This window comes from Micromonospora sp. C97 (assembly GCF_018070385.1).
In the GTDB taxonomy this organism is placed as follows: Bacteria; Actinomycetota; Actinomycetes; order Mycobacteriales; family Micromonosporaceae; genus Micromonospora; species Micromonospora parva.
Window position 1 is genome coordinate 208,363 of record NZ_JAGPXU010000007.1, and the last position, 19,631, is coordinate 227,993.

Genomic DNA, 19,631 nt, shown 5'->3' on the forward strand with positions numbered 1-19,631 from the left:
CGGCACGGAGGCACGGATGGGACAGCGGACGGACGGACCCGACGAGCGGCACCAGCGGCCGGACGGGGTCAGCGACGCCACCGTCGCGGCGCTCGGCAAGCTGAGTGAGGCGTTGGAGTGTGTGGAGCGGGCCCGGGGGCACCTCTACTCGATGCACCAGTTGATCGGCCATGCCGACCTGATGCTCGACGACGCGGTGGAGCAGTTCCGCGCCGCCGGTCACCCGCACCTCGCCGACCGGATCGGCACGGAACTGCGCGGCCGCAACGTCATCGCCGGACGGTGGACGTTCCAGATCGTCGAGGACTTCGACGACGGCTACCACGCGTTGTTCCGGGAGCTGGATCAGCAGGCCCGCGACGAACTGGTGGGCGGGCGGCGCCACCTGTACGAGGCGGAGATGAAGGAACGCCGCCGCAGCCGGGGCCAGCCAGGCCACGAGGCCCGGCCGGGCGGTGGGACCTAGTCGCTGGTCGCGTCGGCGGGGCGTCGCCGCGCCGCGTCGTCGGCGATGATCACGGTGGCCACCATCAGCGCGACGCAGAGGCTGAACAGCCACGACTCGTCGGTGACGAGCCAGGCGGACACGGGGGCCTGGAGCGCGGCGAGCAGGAAGCCGAGCCAGGCGAGCCGGCGCTGACGCGTGGAGAGGATTCCGGAGCCTTGATGCATCCCGAAATTCTTACGCGAACCCGCCGGTTTGCCGTCCTCCGATCGGCCGATTCTGGATGAGCTGTCCGTTTTCCCAACCGTACGGACACGACTTCTTTGCGCCACGAGCGGTCGGGTGCCGACAGCGCTAGGGTGCCCCTGCGGCAGGATGGTGAGTCGTGTCCACCCCGCCCGCGCGCCCCCGCGCCGCACTGCTCCTGCTCGCGTACCTCGCGTTCGTCAGTCTCGGCCTGCCCGACGGTCTGCTCGGCGTCGGTTGGCCCTCGATCCGGGCCGACTTCGACGTGCCGACGGAGGCGGTCGGGTGGGTGCTCACCGCCGGCACCGTCGGCTACCTCACCTCCAGCGTGCTGGCCGGCTTCACGCTGGCCCGGGTCGGCGTGGGCGCGCTGCTCGCGGGCAGCACCCTGCTGGCCAGCCTGGCGCTGACCGGCTATGCGACCAGCCCCGTGCTGGTGGTGCTGGTGGGCTGTGCGCTGCTGCTCGGGCTCGGCTCCGGCGCTGTCGACTCCGGGCTCAACGCGTACGCCGCCGGGGCCTTCGGGGCGCGCCACATGAACTGGTTGCACGCCTTCTTCGGCCTGGGCGTGGCGATCGGTCCGCTGATCATGACCGCGGTGTTGAGCACCGGGCTCGGCTGGCGCTGGGGGTACGGCATCATCGCCGCCGCCCAACTCGTCCTCGCCGCCGCGTTCGCGCTCACCGTGCGGGCCTGGCACCGTGGCGTCCCGGCCGGCACCGAGGCGGGCACGACCGTCCAGGCCGGGCTCTCCGCCACCGATGGCGGGTCGGCACCGGTCGTCCGGGTTCCGATCGGGGAGACGCTGCGGCTGCCGGCGGTCTGGTCCGGGACGCTCGCCTTCGTGCTGTACGTGGCGATCGAGGTGTCCGCCGGGCTGTGGGCGTTCCTGCTGCTCACCGAGGGACGCGGGCTGAGCGCGGCGGTGGCCGGCGGCTGCGTCTCCGCGTACTGGGGCAGTCTCTTCGTCGGCCGGGTCGTGCAGGGTCTGGTCGCCGAGCGCCTGGGGGCGGGGCTGGTGCTGCGCGTCAGCCTGGCCGGAATGGCGGTCGGCGCGGCGCTGATCGCGGTACCCGGGCCGGCTGTCCTGGCGGTGCTCGGCCTGGTCGTTGTCGGTTTCGCCGCCGCGCCGGTGTTTCCGCTGCTCACCCTCACCACCGCCGAACGGGTCGGGGTGGCGCACGCGGACCGGGCCATCGGGCTGCAGATCGGTGCCGCTGGCGTCGGCGCGGCGCTCGTCCCGGCCGGGCTGGGCGTGCTGATCGGCAACACGTCGGTGCAGGTGCTGGGCTCGGCGCTGCTGGTGCTCGCGCTGGCACTGATCGCGCTGCACGAGTGGGGTACGCGCCGACCCGCCGTCGAGCCGCCCGCGCCCGACCGGCCCGGGAACGCGGGTCAGACGTCCGGCCCGGTCCTGCCGGTGGTGGACGGGCGGTAGGCGCGCTGCGGGTCGGTGGCCTCCCGGCTGTTGCCCCGGGCCTGTCCCTCGCGGTCCGACGCGGCCGCCCCGTGCCCGAACGCGGCCTCCTCGCCGGCGTCGTTGCCCGTCACGTCGTCGGCCTGCCCGTCGAGGCTGGAGCCCGACACGGCGCGCTCCAACTCCTCCAACGGAAGCCGCTCCTCGTCCCGCCACACCCTGATGCTGTCGTCGGTCATACCTCCAGCCGTACCCGGGCACGATGATCGCAAACAGGCTCGGACACGGCGATGGCCGCCGGGAACCCCGACGGCCATCTGCGGTCACCGCTCAGTGTCACGGCTGCGGACGGTCCACCTGCCCGCGCCAGGCACCGGTCTCCTGACCACGCCGTTCGATGTAGGTCTTGAACCGTTCCAGGTCGCCCTTGGCCCGCCGGTCGACGATGCCGAGCTTGTCGCCGGCCTGCTCGACGACACCGTGCGGCTCGAACTCGAGTTGCAGGGTGACCCGGGTCTTGTCCTCGTCCAGGCGGTGGAAGGTCACCACGCCGGCCTGCTGGGTGCCGCCGGTGGACCGCCAGGCGACCCGCTCGTCGGGGAGCTGCTCGGTGATCTCCGCGTCGAACTCGCGCTTCACCCCGGCGATGTCCACGGTCCAGTGGGTCATCGTGTCGGAGAGCTGCCGGACCTCCTGCACGCCCTCCATGAACTCGGGAAACTCCTCGAACTGCGTCCACTGGTCGTACGCGGTGCGGACGGGCACGGAAACGTCTACGTGTTCGGTAACGCCACTCATCGGGGAACCTCCTTCAGCCGCTGGTGGGTTGGTGGATCGGGGGCGATCCGTCTCACCAGCGAGTCGTCTCGTTCTTGTTGCCGAGCGCGGCCCACACCTCGGAGACCGTCTGGTAGACGGTGCCCTCGGGCAGCCGTTCCAGCGCCGCCACGATGTCGTCGGGCGCCTCGTTCTCGCGGGCGCTGGCGATGAGCACCAGGCGGTCGCCCGGCAGCGCGCTCATTGAGATGAACCGGCCGAGCCGGCTGCGCTGCTCGACGTCCGTCGAGCTCATCCCCTGTGGGGCGCCGGTGCGCGTATCGCCGGCCGGGGCGGTGGTCGCCTCCGGCTGGTCCTCACCGGCCGGTTCCGGAACCCGGAACTCGTCGACTCGAGAGCCACCGGTCCCCGGCCCCTGTACCAGGCCGCTGACCTCCTGACTCATCTGTTCGTCGATCCTCGGTCCGTGCTTGCTGTTGCCACGCTCCATGCCTTCTGCGCTACCCGGCACCCCGCCCGCTAAACCGGCACCGGGCCACGAACCGGCCCTCGGTCCGGCGCCGAACCGGACGTCATTGCCGAACGGGACCTCACTCGTCGGCCGGTCGGCGCGGCGGCAGCACCGGCTCGTCCGGGTCCGGGTCGCCGCCCTGCAACTGACGCCCGCGCTGCACCTCGGCGTTGATCTGCACGCCCAGCATCAGCGCCGAGTTCGACAGGTAGAGCCAGACCAGGAACGCGATGGCCGCGCCGAGGCTGCCGTAGGTGGTGTCGTACGAGCCGAAGTTGGCCACGTAGAGGCCGAAGCCGAAGGAGGCCGCCGCCCAGGAGAGCAGGGCCACCGCGCCGCCCGGGGTGAGCCAGCGGAACCGGGGCTGGCGCACGTTCGGCGCGATCCAGAACAGCAGGGACAGCAGCACCATCATGATCATGGCGAGGACCGGCCACTTCGCCACGCTCCACGTGGTGCGGGCCAGGCCGCCGGCGTTGATCAGGTCGCCGACCGCGTCGGTGACCGGCCCGCTGACGATCAGGCCGAGAGCGACCACCGCGAGCAGCACCAGCGTGATCGCCGCCAGGCCGATCTGCAGCGGCCGGAGCTTCCAGACCGGGCGACCCTCGGTCACCCCGTACACCGCGTTCGAGGCCCTGGTGAACGCGCCGATGAAACCCGACGCGGACCAGAGCGCGCCGAGCAGACCGAAACTCAGCAGCAGCTTGGGGTTGCTCTGGTCGAGCACCACGGCGCGGATCACCCCGATCACGCCGTCCTTGTCGTCGGTCAGCACCGCCCCGGCGCCCACCTGGTTGGCCAGGTCGACAACGGTGTCGACGGTCTGCTCGCCGCTGGAGACCAGGCCGACCAGCGCCACCACCACGATGGCGGACGGGAACAACGCCAGGACGCCGTAGTAGGTGAGCGCGGCGGCCCAGTCGGAGCAGTTGTCGGTGACGAAGTTCTGCACACTGCGGACCAGCACCCCACGCCAGGTTCGCCAGCTCAGCTGCCGTATCCGTCGCGGCACCCGGCGGCCCGCTGTGCCGTCGAGGGTGGTACCGGGCTCCGTGGTCGTCATTGCCCGCTCCCTGCGCCCCGGCCGCCGGATGACCGGTCGTCCGGTCTGGCCTGGCCCGGCGGTACCCGGATGGGTAAATCGACAAACCCCACCCCCGGGCCGGCCGACGCCGCTATGGTTTGCCGCCGCGTCACCGGGGAACGGTCACAGTGACCCTGTCGACACGGAGGAGGACGAGATGCCCGGGCGCGAAGACCTGCCCAGCACGCTGCGGCGCTCCCCGGATAAGGCGCAGCGCACCTGGGAGAAGACGCACGACTCGGCGGTCGAGACCTACGGTGAGGGGGAGCGGGCGCACCGCACCGCCTTCGCCGCGGTGAAGCACCAGTTCGAGAAGGTGGGCGACCACTGGGAGCCGAAGGGCCGCAAGGGCCCCAGCGACCAGCAGGCCGCCGGTGGCGGGCCGGAACGACGGGCCCCCACGGCGGGTGGCGTGGACGCCAACGCCACCAAGGACCACCTGATGTCGGTGGCCCGCAAACTCGACGTACCCGGCCGGTCGGGCATGACCAAGCCGGAGCTGGTCACGGCCATCGAGAAAGCCAACGACCGCGCCACCCGCAAGGCCCGCGGGAACTGACCGCGCCGCACCGGAGCACCACCGACGCGGTACGGGCGGACGCGCCACCCCTGCGTCCGCCCGTGCTGTCCTACCAGTGCCCGCCGCCCGGCGCCTCGATGTGCACGGCCTTGGTGGCGGTGAACTCGTCCAGCAGCTCCGGGCCGTACCCGAAGCCCTGCCCACTGGCCCGGCGCGGATGCGCGGCACCGCCCGGCGCGCCCCCGAACACCGCGTTGATCTTGACGGTGCCGACCGGCAGCTCTCGCCAGGCCCGCTGCGCGTGACTCATCGACGGGGTCAACACGGTGGCCGCCAACCCGTACGGGGAGTCCGCCGCGCAACGCAACGCCTCGTCGAACGAGTCGACCACCACCACCGGTGCGACCGGCCCGAACGTCTCCTCGCGGACCAGCGCCGTGTCGTGCCGGCAGTCCGTGACGACGGTCGCCGGATAGAACGCCCCCGGGCCGGGCGGCACCTCGCCGCCGGTGCGCACCCGCGCCCCGTCGGCCACCGCCGCCGCCACCTGCCCGTGCACGTGGTCCCGGTGCCGTCGGTCGACCAGCGGGCCCAGCTCGGTGCCCGGGTCCCGGCCCGGCCCGACCCGCAGCGCCTCGGCGCGTCGTACCAGCGCGGCCACGAAGTCGTCGGCCACCTCCCGGTGCACGTAGAGCCGCTCGACCGCCACGCAGATCTGCCCGGCGTTGGCGAACGCGCCGAGCGCGGCCTGCTCCGCCGCCCACTGCGGGTCGACGCCCGCGTCCACCACCAACGGGTCACTGCCCCCGTTCTCCAGGAGCACCTTCGCGCCGGTGCGGGCCGCGGCGGTGGCGATCGCCCGGCCGGTCGCTGTCGCGCCGACGTGGGCCACCACGTCGACCTCCTGCGCCGCCAGCGCCGCACCCACCTCCGGGCCGCCGGTGAGCAGCGACAACACCCCGGCCGGCAGCGCCTGGTCCAGTGCGCGGGCCAGCAGCCAACCCGTCGCCGGGGTCCGTTCGCTCGGCTTGTAGAGCACCACGTTCCCGGTCACCAGAGCCGCGCCGAGCAGCCCACAGGAGACCGCCACCGGGTCGTTCCAGGGGGTGATCGCCGCGACCACCCCCCGGGGCTGCGGGGTCAGGAAGTCCAGCGCGTCGGGGTCGCCATTGAGGGTGCGCCCGCCGCGCAGCGGCGCCAGCTCCGCATACTGTCGCAGGGTGCCGATCCCCGCCTCGACGCCGCCACGGGCGTCCGCCAACGGCTTGCCCATCTCCGCGGTGACCGCCGCCGACAACTCCTCGACGACCGCCTCCACCGCGTCCGCGGCCCGGTGCAGCGCCGCCGCCCGTTCCGCCGGCGCGGTCGCCGCCCACTGGGCCGCCACGTTGCGGGCCGCCTGGGTCGCCTTGCCCACCTCGTCGGCGGTGGCCACCGGCACCGTGCTCACCGGCTGGTCGTCCGCCGGATCACGCACGACCAGTTCGCCGCCGTCGCCGCCCGCACCCCACACCCCGCCCACCAGCTGCGCAACCGTGTACATGCGGCGCTGGATGCCCCGGCCCCGGCGAGGCAAACGCGTTTCGCCCGGTTGCGCGCCGGGTAGGCGGATCCGATGACAACCACCGTCGCGCAGAGCGCGGACGCCGTCATCATCGGTGCCGGGCACAACGGCCTGGTGGCGGCCAACCTGCTGGCCGACGCCGGCTGGGACGTGGTGGTGCTGGAGGCGACCGCGACGCCCGGCGGCGCCGTCCGCTCCGCCGAGGTCACCGCGCCCGGCTACCTGAGCGACCTCTACAGCTCGTTCTACCCCCTCGGGTACGCCTCACCGGTGCTGGGCGCCCTCGGCCTGGATCGACACGGGTTGTCGTGGCGACACGCCCCGGACGTGCTGGCCCACCTGCTGCCCGACGGTCGGGCCGCGGTGATCAACCGGGACCCGGACGTCACCGCCGCGTCGCTGGAGCAGTTCGCCCCCGGTGACGGCAAGCGGTGGCTGAACGCGTACGCCGAGTGGCTCGACGTGGCCGAGCCGATGCTGGACGCGATCACCGCGCCGTTCCCCCCGGTACGCGGAGGGCTCGGCCTGCTGCGGCGGTTGCGGGTCGCTGGCGCGCTGCGACTCGCCCGCCGGCTTGTCGTGCCGGTCCGCAAGCTTGGCGACGAACTCTTCGACGGTCCCGGCGGGCCGGCCCTGCTGGCCGGCTGCGCCCTGCACACCGACCTCTCCCCGGAGGAGGCCGGCTCCGGGGTCTACGGCTGGCTGCTGGCCATGCTCGGCCAGCAGGTCGGCTGGCCGGTGCCCGACGGCGGCGCGCAGCGGATCACCGACGCGCTGGTGGATCGGCTACAGGGGCGCGGCGGGACGATCATCTACGGCGCGCGGGCCGAACGGGTGCTCACCGCCCGGGGCCGCGCGATGGGAGTCCGCACCGTCGGTGGCGTGCTGTGGCGGGCCCGGCGGGCCGTGCTCGCCGACGTTCCGGCGCCGGCGCTCTACCTCGACCTGGTCGGCCCGGCGGCGCTGCCGTCGCGGCTGGTGGAGGACCTGGCGCACTTCCGGTGGGACGGCTCCACGCTGAAGGTGGACTGGGCGCTCTCCGCGCCGGTGCCGTGGACGAACCGGCAGGTGGCCGGCGCCGGCACCGTGCACCTCGGCGCGGACCTGAACGGGCTCACCCACTACGCCAGCGAGTTGGCCCGTGGTGAGCTGCCCCGCGACCCGTTCCTGCTGGTCGGGCAGATGTCGGTGGCGGACCCGAGCCACTCCCCGCCGGGCACCGAGTCGCTCTGGTCGTACACCCATCTGCCGTTCCGGCGGACCTGGCGGGCCGACGACGTGGCCGGGCACGTGCAGCGGATGGAGGACGTGCTGGAGGCCGCGGCACCGGGTTTCCGGCGCCTGATCGTGGGCCGGCACGTGGCCTCGCCGGTCGATCTGGAGGAGGGCAACCCCAGCCTGGTCGGCGGCGCGCTCGGCGGCGGGACCGCTGCCGCGTACCAGCAGCTCTTCCTGCGCCCGATCCCTGGGCTGGGTCGGGCGGACACCCCGGTGGACCGGCTCTTCCTGGCCAGCTCGTCGGCGCACCCGGGCGGCGGGGTGCACGGCGCGCCGGGTGCGAACGCGGCCCGCGCGGCGCTGGCGCGCGACCGTGCGCTCACCGGCCGCGCCTACGCCGCAGCCATCGCCACCGCCCACAACGCCATCTACCCCACCGCCCCCTGACCGCCACCCTTCCCGCGTCCCGGTGATCAAGAGGTTCGCGTCAGATTCGCCACCGTCGGCGACGCGAACCCCCTGATCACCCAGCAGGACGGGGTGGGGGTGGGGGTCAGCGGGTTACGTTGCGGTGTTTGCTGCGGAGGCGGAAGGGCATGAGGGCGCTCTCCACCTTGGTCGCGGTGGTCATCTTGGAGACGCCGTCGCGCCGCTCCTCGAAGCGGATCGGCACCTCCAGAATGGTGTGCCCCAGCTTGGTGGCGAGGTAGTGCATCTCCACCTGGAAGCTGTAGCCGTTGGACTGCACCCGCTCCAGGTCGATGTCGCGCAGGGCGTCGGCCCGCCAGATCTTGAAGCCGGCGGTGAGGTCCCGGATGCGCACCCGCAGCAGCGTGTGCACGTAGAGGTTCGCCCAGCCGCTGAGCGCCCGGCGGTAGAGCGGCCAGTTCTCGTCCAGCTCGCCACCGGGCACGTACCGGGAACCGATCACCACGCTGGCCTGGGTGGACAGCAGCGCGCCCAGCATCCCCGGCAGCGCCTCCGGCGGGTGCGAGAGGTCGGCGTCCATCTGCGCCACGTACTCGGCGCCGCCCGCGACCGCCCGGCTCATCCCGTCCACGTACGCCCGGCCGAGGCCTTCCTTGCCAGCGCGGTGCACGACCTCGATCCGGTCGGGGTTCTCGATGGCCAGCTTGTCGGCCACCTCCCCGGTGCCGTCGGGGGAGTTGTCGTCGGCGACGAGGATGCGCAACCCCGGCAGCGGCAGCGCGAGCAGCCGCTCGACCAGCGCCGGGAGGTTGCCCGCCTCGTTGTACGTGGGCACGACGACGGTCAGGCGTGCGTCCCGCCACGGCGACGGCAACTGCACCGGCTGGATCATGTCGGTCATCCTCGGTTTGCGGACATGGGTCATGGAAAGGGTATCCAGTTGCCGCATTCGCACCGAGGGGGCACCCCTCCCGGGCGTTGCGGACCGTCGTCGTCCACCGCGCTCCGGGGTAACAGCCCTGGTCAAGGGGCTTGTGTTGGTCAGCGCCGACGGCGAGCGACAGCGCCGAGGGCGAGCGTCGCGACGGCGAGCGCGACACCGGAGAGTGCCGGCTTGTGCGTGCTCACCCACAACGCTGCGGAACGGTCACGTGCCTGGTGGCGGAACACCCCGGCCGCGCCCCGGTCGGTGTCCGCGTCGCCGGGGTGGTCCAGATTGTCACGCCAGGTCGCCGGATCGATAGTGGCGCCGGTCTGCTGGCTGTCGTACCCGTCGCGGGCCAGCTTCCGGTCGAGCAGGCCGGGGAACAGCGCGTCGGCCAGCCGGGCCTGCCAGGTCGGGCCACCCACGTTCAACTCCCGGGTGCCGTGGTCCGCCGCCCACACGATGGCCCGGGCGGCCAGCTCCGGAGTGAAGATCGGCGGCACCGGCTGCGGATGCCGGGGCAGCCGGGTACGGACCCAGGAGAACTGCGGCGTGTTGATCGCCGGCAGTTGCACCATCGACACCTTCACCCCCGGGCAGTCGTGCAGCAGCTCGGCGCGCAGCGAGTCGTTGAACCCCTGCACGGCGTGCTTGCTCGCGCAGTACGCCGACTGCAGCGGGATGCCCCGGTAGGCCAACGCCGAGCCCACCTGCACGATCGTGCCCCGCCCGTGCGCCCGCATGTGCCGCAGCGCGGCGAGCGTGCCGTGCACAGTGCCCAGGTAGGTGACAGCGGTGACCCGGTGGAACTCCCGCGCCGGAATCTCCCAGGCGGACGCGAACACCGACACCATCGCGTTGTTGACCCACACGTCGATGCCGCCCCACCGGTGCACCACGTCGTCGGCGGCCTGCTGCACCGCGCCCGCGTCGGACACGTCGACCCGGTACACGCGCACGTCGGTCGCGCCGCGCAGCCGGCACTCCCGCTCGGCGGCGGCCAGGCCCGCCTCGCCCCGGGCCAGCAGCGCCAGCCGGGCGCCGCGCGCCGCGTACGCGTGGGCGACGGCCCGGCCGACGCCGGCGCTCGCGCCGGTCACCACCACGCTCCGCGTCACGCTCACCCCTTCTGCCGGGTGGCGATGTCGGAGAGCCGGGCCAACGTCTCCCGGTTGCGCCGGTGCAACACCAGATCGTTGATCTTGTTGTGGACCCAGCGCAGCGGTCCGGCGGCGAAGTCCTCCCCGAGGCGGACCCGGGTGGCTCCCCCGCCCACCGGCTCCAGGGTGAAGGCCACGATCGCCTCGCCCGCCGGCCAGAGACCCGCCTTGAGCACGAGCCGGTGCGGCGGTTCGCAGACCAGCACCGTCGAGGCGTCCTGCAGGGAGAACGGCCAGGGCCCGGCACGGTGGTGCAGTTGGCTGCCGACCCGGGGCCAGGCGTCGTCGACGTCGCGCATGTGCGCGGTGCCGACCACCCAGTCGCTGTACGTCCATCCGTCAGCGAGCACGTCGAACACCCGCTGCGGGGGAGCGTCGATCACTTTCTCCACAATCGCCACCGGGATTCCATACCCGGGGCACGGCACTGGCTAACGGCCGGCGGGGTTAGCTTCTCCGGCACGGCGGGTAAGGCCGACCCGGGGCACCGCGGCGCGCTGGCCCACCGCCTCGACGACGACGTTTACTCCTCGGGGCGCAGGGAACCCGCCGCCTGTGCGACAGGACCAGGAGGATCCGTATCAGCGCAGGTCAGCCCAGGTGTACGCCGCTGCTGACCGCGCCGGTTCCGGGTCTGTCGCAAGCCCCCGGCCCGTCCTGTACGACGCGGTGCTGCTGGACCGGGACGGCACCCTGATCGAGGACGTGCCGTACAACGGCGACCCGGAGAAGGTGCGCCCGGTGCCGGGCGCCCGGGCGGCGCTGGACCGGCTGCGCGCGGCCGGGCTGCGGCTGGCGGTCGTCACGAACCAGTCGGGTCTGGCCCGGGGTTACTTCACCGGGGAGCAGATGCGGGCGGTGCACGCCCGCGTCGAGGAGCTGCTGGGCCGGTTCGACGCGTGGCTGGTCTGCCCGCACGACGACGCCGACGGTTGTGACTGCCGCAAGCCGGCACCCGGTCTGGTGCACGCCGCCGCCCGCGAGCTGGGAACCACCACGTCCCGGTGCGTGCTGGTGGGCGACATCGGCCGGGACGTCGCCGCGGCGCTGGCCGCCGGGGCGGCGGGCGTGCTGGTGCCCACCCCGGTGACCCGACCGGAGGAGATCGCCGCCGCCGGGTGGGTGGCCTCCGACCTGCCGTCGGCGGTGCACGAGATCCTGCGCCGGCAACAGGCCGTGCAGCCGGCGACCCCGCCCACCGAACCGGTACGGACGGCGCTGGTGGTCCGCTCGGACTCGGCGGGTGACGTGCTGGTCACCGGCCCGGCGATCCGCGCCGTGGCGGCCGGAGCGCAGCGGGTGGTGCTGTTGTGCGGGCCGCGCGGTCGCGCCGCCGCCAACCTGCTGCCCGGCGTCGACGAGATCATCGAGCACCCGCTGCCGTGGATCGACCCCACGCCGGGGCCGGTCGATCCGCAGGCCATCCGGGACCTGACCGCGCGGCTGGGCGCGATCGGCGCGGACCAGGCGGTGGTGTTCACCTCGTTCCACCAGTCCGCCCTGCCGTTGGCGCTGCTGCTGCGGATGGCCGGGATCGACCGGATCGCGGCGATCAGCGACGACTACCCGGGCTCGCTGCTGGATGTCCGGCACCGGGTGCCGGTCGGCGTCCCCGAACCCGAACGCGCCCTCTCCCTGGCCGCCGCCGCCGGCCACCGGCTGCCCGACGGCGACGAACCCGTGCTCCGGCTGCGCCGGGACGCCGTGCCGCCGCGCCCGGCCGACCTCGGCGACCCGGGATACGTGGTGCTGCACCCCGGGTCGGCCGCGTCGAGCCGGGCCTGCCCGCCCGAGCTGGCGACCCGGATCGCCGGGGCGTTGACCGACGCCGGGCACCGGGTGCTGGTCACCGGCGGCCCGGACGAACGCGCTGTCACCGCCCGGGTCGCCGCGGCCGGCGGCACCGACCTGGGCGGTCGCACCGACCTGGCCGGGCTGGCCGCGATCGTCGCGGACGCCAGCGCGGTCGTGGTCGGCAACACCGGGCCCGCGCACCTGGCGGCCGCCACCGGAGTGCCGGTGGTGAGTCTCTTCGCGCCGACGGTTCCGTTCGGACAGTGGGGGCCCTACCGGGTGCCCGCCGTCCGGCTCGGCGACGCCGCCGGGCCCTGCCGGGACACCCGGGCGGCCAGCTGCCCGGTCCCCGGGCACCCCTGCCTCAGCGGCATCGACCCGGAGCAGGTGGTCGACGCGCTCCGGACGCTCACGGTCAGCGGTGGTGGCGGCCGATGAACATCCTGCTCTGGCACGTGCACGGCTCCTGGACCACGTCGTTCGTGCACGGCAGCCACCGCTACCTGATTCCCACCACACCCGACCGCGGCCCGTACGGCCTCGGCCGGGCCCGCACCTACCCGTGGCCGGACAACGCGGTCGAGGTCAGCCCGCAGGAACTGCCGGGCGCCGACGTGGACCTGGTGATCCTGCAACGCCCCGAGGAGCTCGACCGGGCCGAGGAGTGGCTTCGGCGCCGCCCGGGCCGCGACCTTCCGGCGATCTACGTCGAACACAACACACCCAAGGGCGACGTGCCCAACACCCGCCACCCGATGGCCGACCGCGACGACCTGCTCATCGCCCACGTCACCGGGTTCAACCAGATCTTCTGGGACACCGGCGCCACCCGCACCACTGTTGTCGACCACGGCATCGTCGCCCCCTCGGCGTCCTACACGGGCGAGTTGGACCGGCTCGCCGTGGTGATCAACGAGCCGGTACGCCGAGGCCGGGTCACCGGCACCGACCTGCTGCCCCAGTTCGCCGAGATCGCGCCGCTGGACGTGTTCGGCATGGGGGTCGCCGGCCTGGCCGACCACCTGGGGCTGCCCGCCGACCGGCTCACCAGCCACGACGACGTGCCCCAGGAGCGGATGCACGTCGAACTGGCCCGGCGGCGGGCGTACCTGCACCTGTGCCGGTGGACCTCCCTCGGGCTGAGCCTCATCGAGGCGATGGCGATCGGCATGCCGGTCGTCGCGCTCGCCACCACCGAGGCGGTGATGGCGGTGCCCCCGCAGGCGGGGGCGCTGGCCACCCGGACCGACACCCTGCTCGACGCCGCCCGCCGGTTCATCACCGAACCGGCGACCGCGCGCCAGGCCGGGGCGGCGGCGCGAACCGCCGCACGCGACAGGTACGGCCTCGACCGTTTCCTCGCTGACTGGGACCGGCTGCTGGAGGAGGAAGTATGCGGATCGCGATGATCTCGGAGCACGCCAGCCCGCTCGCCGTCCTCGGAGGGGAGGATGCCGGCGGCCAGAACACGCACGTCGCGGAGCTGTCCGCCGCGCTCGCCGCCGCCGGGCACGAGGTGCGGGTCTACACCCGCCGCGACGCGCCCGACCTGCCGGTGACCGTCCGCAGCCCGGACGGGTACGACGTGGTGCACGTGCCGGCCGGCCCGGCCGAGCCGGTGGCCAAGGACGCGCTGCTGCCGCACATGCGGGAGTTCAGCGCCTGGCTGATCGAACGCTGGCGCGGCGGCGACTGGGTGCCCGAGGTGATCCACGCGCACTTCTGGATGAGTGGTCTGGCCGGGCTGACCGCCGGCCGGCAGACCGGGGTGCCGGTGGTGCAGACGTACCACGCGTTGGGCACCGTGAAGCGCCGCTACCAGGGGGTGCAGGACACCAGCCCGGCCCGACGGATCTCCTACGAGCGGGAGCTGGGCCGCTCGGTCGACCGGGTCGTCGCGCAGTGCCGCGACGAGGTGGGCGAGCTGGTCCGGATGGGGGTGCCCCGGTCCCGGATGACGGTGGTGCCCTCCGGGGTCAACCTCGCCACCTTCGCCCCGCTCGGACCGGCCGCCGAGAGGGAACCGGGACGGGCCCGGATCCTCACCGTGGGCCGGTTGGTCGAGCGCAAGGGCTTCCAGACGGTGGTCCGTGCGATGGCGTTGGTGCCGGACGCCGAGTGCGTGGTCGTCGGCGGCCCACCCGAGGGGCTGTTGGAGACCGACCCGTACGCCCGCCGGCTGCGCGCCCTCGCCGAGTCGTGCGGGGTGGCCGACCGGGTGCACCTGGTCGGGGCGGTGCCCCGGGAGGAGATGGGCCGCTGGTACCGCTCGGCGGACCTGCTGGTCGCGGCGCCCTGGTACGAGCCGTTCGGGTTGACCCCGTTGGAGGCGATGGCGTGCGGGGTGCCGGTCGTCGGCACGGCCGTGGGTGGCATCCGGGACACCGTTGTCGACGGGACGACCGGTGATCTCGTGCCGGCCCGGGATCCGCAGGCCCTGGCCACCGCGATCCAGGGGTTGCTCGACGACCGGATCAGGCGCTTCGCGTACGCGACGGCGGCCCGCGAGCGGGCCCGGGAGCGGTACTCGTGGGCGGCGACCGCCGAGCGGCTGGTCGAGGTCTACAGCGAGGTGGCCGCCGTGCGCCGGCCGACCCGGGTGGTGGCCTGATGCCGACGGGCAGCCTGCTCGACACCCACCTGACGAATCTCGCGGCGGCGCTGGTGCCGTACCGGCGGTGTGAGCGGCAGCTGACGCGCTGGGGCGCGGACCTGGCCCACCGGCTGGCCGCCGGGGGTCGCCTGCTGGTCGCCGGCAACGGCGGCAGCGCCGCCGAGGCCCAGCACCTCACCGCCGAGCTGGTCGGCAAGCTGCGCGACGATCGTCGGCCGCTGTCGGCGATCGCGCTGCACGCCGAGACGAGCGCGCTCACCGCCATCGCCAACGACTACGGCTACACCGACGTGTACGCCCGCCAGGTGCGCGCCCACGGCCGCCCCGGCGACATCCTGCTGCTGCTGAGCACCAGTGGGACCAGCGCCAACCTGGTGGCCGCCGCGCGGGCCGCCCGCGACGTCGGGGTGACCTCCTGGGCGCTCACCGGCGTCGCTCCCAATCCGCTCGCCGACGCCTGCGACGACGTGCTGGCCGTCGCGTCCCCGGACACCCAGGTCGTCCAGGAGCTGCACCTCGTGACCAGTCATCTGCTCTGCGAGTACCTCGAACAGGAGTTGCCGGCCGCGCTGGCCGCAGTCGGCGACCCGGCGGTCGTCCACCCCGGGCCCGGGGAGCCGGCACCGGTGGGGGTCGAGGTGGTGCTCGACGGCGGGACCGGACAGCAGGTCGACGCGTGAGGATGAGGAGGCAGGCGTGAGGGGACCGGTGGTGGTGCTGGGGGACACCCTGCTCGACCGGGACGTGGAAGGCGTGGTGAACCGGCTCTGCCCGGACTCCCCGGTGCCGGTGCTCGACGAGACAGCGGCCACCGACCGGCCGGGGGGCGCCGGGCTGGCGGCGGTGTTCGCCGCCGCGCAGGGCGCCGAGGTGGTGCTGGTGACCGCGCTCGCCGACGACGCCGGTGGGGCTCGGCTGAGCGCCCTGCTCACCGCCGCCGGCGTGCAGGTGTACCCCCTGGCCCTCTCCGGCGCGACGCCGGAAAAGATCCGGCTGCGGGCCCGGGGACGGGTGCTGCTGCGTCACGACCGGGGCGGCACGTCCGGGGAGCCGGGTCAGCCCTCCGACGAGGTGCTGCGGGTGATTGCGTCGGCGTCGGCGGTGCTGGTCAGCGACTACGGCCGGGGGGTGGCCCGGCAGCTCGCCTTGCGCGACGCGTTGGCCGCCACCCGCGCGCCGGTGGTGTGGGACCCGCATCCGCGCGGCCCGGCGGCGGTGCCCGGCGTCCACCTGGCCACCCCGAACGAGTCCGAGGTGCGCGAGCTGGTCCCCGCGCTGCCCGGCGCCTCCCGACTGGCCACCGCGTCGCGCGGCGCACAGGGGCTGCGGCGACGCTGGCGGGCCGGCGCGGTCGCGGTGACGTTGGGCGGTGACGGCGCGCTGCTCTGCCACGCGGGGTCGACGCCGCTGGTGGTGCCGACGCCGGGTAGCGCCGAGGGGGACACCTGCGGTGCCGGCGACCGGTTCGCGGCGGCCGCCAGCCTCGCGTTGGCCCAGGGGGCGCTGGTCTCCGAGGCGGTGCAGGTGGCGGTCGCCGAGGCGTCCGCGTACGTGGCGGGTGGGGGGGTGGCGGCGGCGCTGCCGCCGTCGGGGCCCGAGGTGCGGGCCGGGAGCACGTCGGGGCCGCGCGTTCTCCAGAGCGGACCACGAGGTGGTGCGGTGGCCGACCGGGTGGGGGTCGCCGCCGTCGCCACGCTCCTCAACGAGGTACGCGCCGCTGGCGGCACCGTGGTGGCCACCGGCGGGTGCTTCGACCTGCTGCACGCCGGGCACGTGGCCACCCTGGAGGCCGCCCGGCAGCTCGGTGACTGCCTGATCGTCTGCCTGAACTCCGACGCCAGCGTGACCGGGTTGAAGGGGCCGGACCGGCCGGTGCAGTCCGAAGGTGACCGCGGCCGGCTGCTGGCCGCGCTGAGCTGCGTCGACGCGGTCCTCATCTTCGACGAGCCGACCCCGGACGCGGCGCTGTCCTGGATACGCCCCGACGTCTGGGTCAAGGGCGGCGACTACGCCACCGGTGGTGGGGACGCCTCCGCCGTCCTGCCCGAGGCGCAGGTCGTACGCCGGTGGGGCGGGAACACGGTGGTGGTGCCCTACCTGGACGGTCGGTCCACCACCGACCTGATCGTCCGCACCCTCGTGGAGCGGACCCGATGACCGGCACGCGGCCCGGTGCCGGGCCCACCGTCCTGGTCACCGGCGGGTCCAGCGGGCTCGGTGCCGCCGTGGTCGCCGCGGTGGCCGCCTCCGGTGGCCGACCGCTCGTGCTGGACCGGCAGCCGCCGGTCGACGGGGTGTCCTGGACCGAGTGCGACCTGGCCGACACGCGCGCCGCCGAGGCGGCCACCCGGCATCTCGCCGAGCAGGCCGGGGGCCTGGACGCCGTGGTCACCGCCGCCGGCACCGACGTGCCGGGCCGGCTCGCCGACCTGCCGGGCGAGACCTGGGACCGGATCGTCGCCGTGGACCTGCTGGCCACCGCGGCGGTGATCCGGGCCGCGCTGCCGTTCCTGCTGACCTCTCGGGGGCGCGTCGTCACCGTCGCCTCCACCCTGGGCGTCAAGGCGGTCAGCGACGCCACCGCGTACTGCGCGGCGAAGTTCGGGGTGGTGGGGTTCACCCGAGCCCTCGCCGCCGAGCTGGCCGGTCAGGTCGGCGTCACCCTGCTCATCCCGGGTGGGATGCGCACCGCGTTCTTCGACGAACGTGACCCGCAGTACAAGCCGGGGCCGGACGCGATCCTCAACGAGCCCGCCGACACCGCCGCCGCGATCATGTTCGCGCTCAGCCAGCCGGCCGGTTGCGCGGTGCGCGAGATGGTGGTCTGCGCCGAGCAGGAGACCTCGTACCCGTGATCCTCGTGCTGCGCGCCCTCGGCGTCGGCGATCTGGTGACCGCGGTGCCCGCGCTGCGGGCGCTGCGGGCCGCGTACCCCTCGCGGGAGCTGGCGCTCGCCGCGCCGGCCTGGCTGGCTCCGCTGGTCGACCTGGTCGGCGGGGTGGACCGGCTGGTGGACACCACCGGGCTGGACCGACCCCTGCGGGTCGGGTCGGCCCCGCGGGTCGCGGTCAACCTGCACGGCCGCGGTCCGCAGTCGCACCGGCTGCTCGCGGCCACCCGACCCGGTCGGCTGCTCGCCTTCGCCAACGCGGACGCCGGCTGTGCCGACGGCCCGCGTTGGGCCGCCGACGAGCACGAGGTGGACCGGTGGTGCCGGCTGCTGTCCTGGTACGACATCCCGACCGACCGGGCCGACCTCAGCCTGCGCCGACCCGGGTCGGCGGGGCTGCCCAGCGGTGCCACGGTGCTGCACCCGGGCAGCAAGATCCCGGCCAAACGGTGGCCGGCCGAGCGGTTCGCCGCGCTGGCCCGGACGCTCACCGACCAGGGGCACCGGGTGCTGCTCACCGGCTCGGCCGACGAACGGGAGTTGGCAACCCGGGTGGCCGAGGCGGCCGGCCTGACCTCGGACGCGGTTCTGGCCGGCCGGACCGACCTCGGCGGGCTCGCCGCGCTGGTGGCCGACGCCCGGTTGGTGGTCAGCGGGGACACCGGCGTCGCCCATCTGGCCACCGGGTACGGCACCGCGTCGGTGGTTCTCTTCGGGCCGGTGCCACCGGCGCACTGGGGGCCACCACCGGACCGGCCACGGCACCGGGTGTTGTGGGCCGGTGCGGGGGATTGGCCCAGGTGGGACGGGGTAGGAAGCCACCCGACGATGGCGGCTCTGCACCTCGACGAGGTGCTGGCCGCGGTGGCCGAGGTGGAGAGGGTGGTGCGGGTCTCCGGTGCGGTTGCGGCGTAGCGACCCGGGTCGACCGGGGTACGGACGGCGTCGTCGCGGACGGGGCTGGCTGTTCGTCGATCCGTCCGGGGCGCCGGTGCGGGATCCGGAGGTGCTGGCCCGGCTGCGGGAGCTGGTCATCCCGCCGGCCTGGCAGGACGTCTGGATCGCGCCGCATCCCAACGGGCACATCCAGGCGATCGGGATCGACGCGGCCGGGCGCAAGCAGTACGTCTACCACCCCCGGTGGCGGGAGAAGCAGGACGAGGCGAAGTTCGACCACATGCTGGAGGTGGCCCGGCGGTTGCCGGCGCTGCGGGAGCGGGTGGGGCGCGACCTGGACGGCCGTGGACTGGGCCGGGACCGGGTGCTGGCGACGGTGGCCCGGCTGCTCGACATGGGGATGTTCCGGGTCGGCAGCGACCAGTACGCGAACGGCGACGACCCGACCTACGGGGTGTCCACCCTGCGCCCCGAGCACGCCCGGTCCCGGCGCGGCTGCGTGGTGTTCGTGTTTCCCGCGAAGGGGGGCATCGAGCAGGTACGCCGGATCGAGGACCCGGAGCTGTGCCAGGTGCTCGTCAATCTGCGCCGTCGCCGGCGCCGGGCGGAGCGGCTGTTCGGCTACTGGGACGGCCGGGAGTGGCGCGACGTGCGCAGCGACGAGGTCAACGGTTACCTGCGCGACGCCAGCGGTGGGGAGATGACCGCGAAGGACTTCCGCACCTGGCACGCCACGGTGCTGGCGGCCACCGAGTTGGCCACCGCCGGCCCGGCCCGTTCGGTGACCGCCCGGCGCAAGGCGGTGGTCGCCGTGATGCGGGAGGTGGCGGAGCTGCTGGGCAACACGCCGACGGTGGCGCGGGCGTCGTACGTGGACCCTCGGGTGGTCGACCTCTACCACGAGGGGGTGGTGGCGGCGGTGGATCCGCTGGCGCCTCGCGAGGAGGCGGAGCGGGTCGTCCTGAAGCTGCTGGAGGGGGCCTGACCGGCCCCGCCGGCGATTCTGGGGAGGCGCGACGGGGTCGGAGTCCCGGGCTTGAGCAGGGTGCCACCGGGCGGCCGCCCGCCGCTCGCGCGGCGGGCGCCTCGCCACGGCCCCCGTTGCGGCCCACCAGGCGATGGTGCGGCCGCGCCGGT

21 protein-coding genes are annotated in these 19,631 nt (G+C 74.3%); 12 read left to right on the forward strand and 9 right to left on the reverse strand.

Annotated elements, in window-relative coordinates:
- Nucleotides 1-16: 16 nt before the first annotated feature.
- Complete coding sequence (locus KBX26_RS13360; protein ID WP_210860698.1) at nucleotides 17-466, forward strand: hypothetical protein; 450 nt, start codon at nucleotides 17-19, stop codon at nucleotides 464-466.
- Here KBX26_RS13360 and KBX26_RS13365 read toward each other — a convergent pair.
- A complete protein-coding gene (locus KBX26_RS13365) occupies nucleotides 463-672 on the reverse strand; it encodes a hypothetical protein (protein ID WP_030334989.1) in 210 nt (69 codons plus the stop codon). The genes KBX26_RS13360 and KBX26_RS13365 overlap by 4 nt on opposite strands.
- Nucleotides 673-830: 158 nt before the next feature.
- Here KBX26_RS13365 and KBX26_RS13370 point away from each other — a divergent pair, with 158 nt between their 5' ends.
- Nucleotides 831-2,129 carry a sugar MFS transporter gene (locus KBX26_RS13370; RefSeq protein ID WP_210865543.1) on the forward strand — a complete coding sequence of 433 codons (1,299 nt, stop codon included), beginning with the start codon at nucleotides 831-833 and terminating at the stop codon, nucleotides 2,127-2,129.
- Here the strand turns inward: KBX26_RS13370 and KBX26_RS13375 are convergent.
- From KBX26_RS13375 to KBX26_RS13390, 4 genes are all read right to left on the reverse strand, one after another.
- Nucleotides 2,087-2,347 carry a hypothetical protein gene (locus KBX26_RS13375; RefSeq protein WP_030334986.1) on the reverse strand — a complete coding sequence of 87 codons (261 nt, stop codon included), beginning with the start codon at nucleotides 2,345-2,347 and terminating at the stop codon, nucleotides 2,087-2,089. The two genes, KBX26_RS13370 and KBX26_RS13375, sit on opposite strands and share 43 nt — an antisense overlap.
- A 97-nt stretch (nucleotides 2,348-2,444) precedes the next feature.
- Entirely contained in the window at nucleotides 2,445-2,906 is a 462-nt protein-coding gene (locus tag KBX26_RS13380) for an SRPBCC family protein (protein WP_030334984.1), read from the reverse strand.
- 52 nt (nucleotides 2,907-2,958) lie between these two features.
- On the reverse strand, nucleotides 2,959-3,375 hold the full coding sequence (locus tag KBX26_RS13385; protein WP_030334982.1) for a DUF2795 domain-containing protein: 417 nt from the start codon (nucleotides 3,373-3,375) through the stop codon (nucleotides 2,959-2,961).
- A gap of 100 nt (nucleotides 3,376-3,475) precedes the next feature.
- Nucleotides 3,476-4,462 carry a YihY/virulence factor BrkB family protein gene (locus KBX26_RS13390; protein WP_210865544.1) on the reverse strand — a complete coding sequence of 329 codons (987 nt, stop codon included), beginning with the start codon at nucleotides 4,460-4,462 and terminating at the stop codon, nucleotides 3,476-3,478.
- A gap of 178 nt (nucleotides 4,463-4,640) precedes the next feature.
- Here KBX26_RS13390 and KBX26_RS13395 point away from each other — a divergent pair, with 178 nt between their 5' ends.
- On the forward strand, nucleotides 4,641-5,042 hold the full coding sequence (locus tag KBX26_RS13395) for a ChaB family protein (RefSeq protein ID WP_030334978.1): 402 nt from the start codon (nucleotides 4,641-4,643) through the stop codon (nucleotides 5,040-5,042).
- Nucleotides 5,043-5,112: 70 nt separating this feature from the next.
- Here KBX26_RS13395 and KBX26_RS13400 read toward each other — a convergent pair whose 3' ends face one another.
- Complete coding sequence (locus tag KBX26_RS13400) at nucleotides 5,113-6,546, reverse strand: aldehyde dehydrogenase (RefSeq protein ID WP_210865545.1); 1,434 nt, start codon at nucleotides 6,544-6,546, stop codon at nucleotides 5,113-5,115.
- A gap of 72 nt (nucleotides 6,547-6,618) precedes the next feature.
- Here KBX26_RS13400 and KBX26_RS13405 point away from each other — a divergent pair, with 72 nt between their 5' ends.
- Nucleotides 6,619-8,232: an NAD(P)/FAD-dependent oxidoreductase gene (locus tag KBX26_RS13405; protein ID WP_210865546.1), complete on the forward strand. Its 1,614-nt coding sequence runs from the start codon at nucleotides 6,619-6,621 to the stop codon at nucleotides 8,230-8,232.
- 106 nt (nucleotides 8,233-8,338) lie between these two features.
- Here the strand turns inward: KBX26_RS13405 and KBX26_RS13410 are convergent, their stop codons facing one another.
- The 3 genes from KBX26_RS13410 to KBX26_RS13420 all read right to left on the reverse strand — a co-directional run bounded on the left by KBX26_RS13410 (nucleotide 8,339) and on the right by KBX26_RS13420 (nucleotide 10,700).
- A complete protein-coding gene (locus KBX26_RS13410; RefSeq protein ID WP_030334974.1) occupies nucleotides 8,339-9,106 on the reverse strand; it encodes a polyprenol monophosphomannose synthase in 768 nt (255 codons plus the stop codon).
- Between the two features lie 149 nt (nucleotides 9,107-9,255).
- Nucleotides 9,256-10,257: an SDR family oxidoreductase gene (locus KBX26_RS13415; protein WP_210865547.1), complete on the reverse strand. Its 1,002-nt coding sequence runs from the start codon at nucleotides 10,255-10,257 to the stop codon at nucleotides 9,256-9,258.
- Between the two features lie 2 nt (nucleotides 10,258-10,259).
- Nucleotides 10,260-10,700 (reverse strand): SRPBCC family protein, encoded by a 441-nt coding sequence (locus KBX26_RS13420; protein ID WP_030334971.1) that lies wholly within the window; start codon nucleotides 10,698-10,700, stop codon nucleotides 10,260-10,262.
- 154 nt (nucleotides 10,701-10,854) lie between these two features.
- Here KBX26_RS13420 and KBX26_RS13425 point away from each other — a divergent pair, with 154 nt between their 5' ends.
- Genes KBX26_RS13425 through KBX26_RS13460 form a run of 8 tightly spaced genes read left to right on the forward strand, consistent with a single transcriptional unit; the run spans nucleotide 10,855 to nucleotide 19,479 of the window.
- Nucleotides 10,855-12,531 carry an HAD-IIIA family hydrolase gene (locus KBX26_RS13425; RefSeq protein WP_210865548.1) on the forward strand — a complete coding sequence of 559 codons (1,677 nt, stop codon included), beginning with the start codon at nucleotides 10,855-10,857 and terminating at the stop codon, nucleotides 12,529-12,531.
- A complete protein-coding gene (locus tag KBX26_RS13430) occupies nucleotides 12,528-13,502 on the forward strand; it encodes a glycosyltransferase (protein ID WP_030334967.1) in 975 nt (324 codons plus the stop codon). Before KBX26_RS13425 ends, KBX26_RS13430 begins: the two co-directional genes overlap by 4 nt.
- Nucleotides 13,487-14,704, forward strand: a complete 1,218-nt coding sequence (locus KBX26_RS13435; RefSeq protein ID WP_210865549.1) for a glycosyltransferase — start codon at nucleotides 13,487-13,489, stop codon at nucleotides 14,702-14,704. The genes KBX26_RS13430 and KBX26_RS13435 overlap by 16 nt, the downstream gene beginning before the upstream one ends.
- Nucleotides 14,701-15,387 (forward strand): SIS domain-containing protein, encoded by a 687-nt coding sequence (locus tag KBX26_RS13440; protein ID WP_210865561.1) that lies wholly within the window; start codon nucleotides 14,701-14,703, stop codon nucleotides 15,385-15,387. Before KBX26_RS13435 ends, KBX26_RS13440 begins: the two co-directional genes overlap by 4 nt.
- 16 nt (nucleotides 15,388-15,403) lie before the next feature.
- On the forward strand, nucleotides 15,404-16,864 hold the full coding sequence (locus tag KBX26_RS13445) for a PfkB family carbohydrate kinase (protein ID WP_210865550.1): 1,461 nt from the start codon (nucleotides 15,404-15,406) through the stop codon (nucleotides 16,862-16,864).
- Nucleotides 16,861-17,562, forward strand: coding sequence for an SDR family oxidoreductase (locus KBX26_RS13450; RefSeq protein WP_030334959.1), 702 nt, complete (start codon nucleotides 16,861-16,863; stop codon nucleotides 17,560-17,562). The genes KBX26_RS13445 and KBX26_RS13450 overlap by 4 nt, the downstream gene beginning before the upstream one ends.
- Complete coding sequence (locus KBX26_RS13455) at nucleotides 17,559-18,512, forward strand: glycosyltransferase family 9 protein (RefSeq protein WP_210861111.1); 954 nt, start codon at nucleotides 17,559-17,561, stop codon at nucleotides 18,510-18,512. The genes KBX26_RS13450 and KBX26_RS13455 overlap by 4 nt, the downstream gene beginning before the upstream one ends.
- Nucleotides 18,496-19,479, forward strand: a complete 984-nt coding sequence (locus KBX26_RS13460; protein WP_030334955.1) for a DNA topoisomerase IB — start codon at nucleotides 18,496-18,498, stop codon at nucleotides 19,477-19,479. The genes KBX26_RS13455 and KBX26_RS13460 overlap by 17 nt, the downstream gene beginning before the upstream one ends.
- Nucleotides 19,480-19,631: the final 152 nt, after the last annotated feature.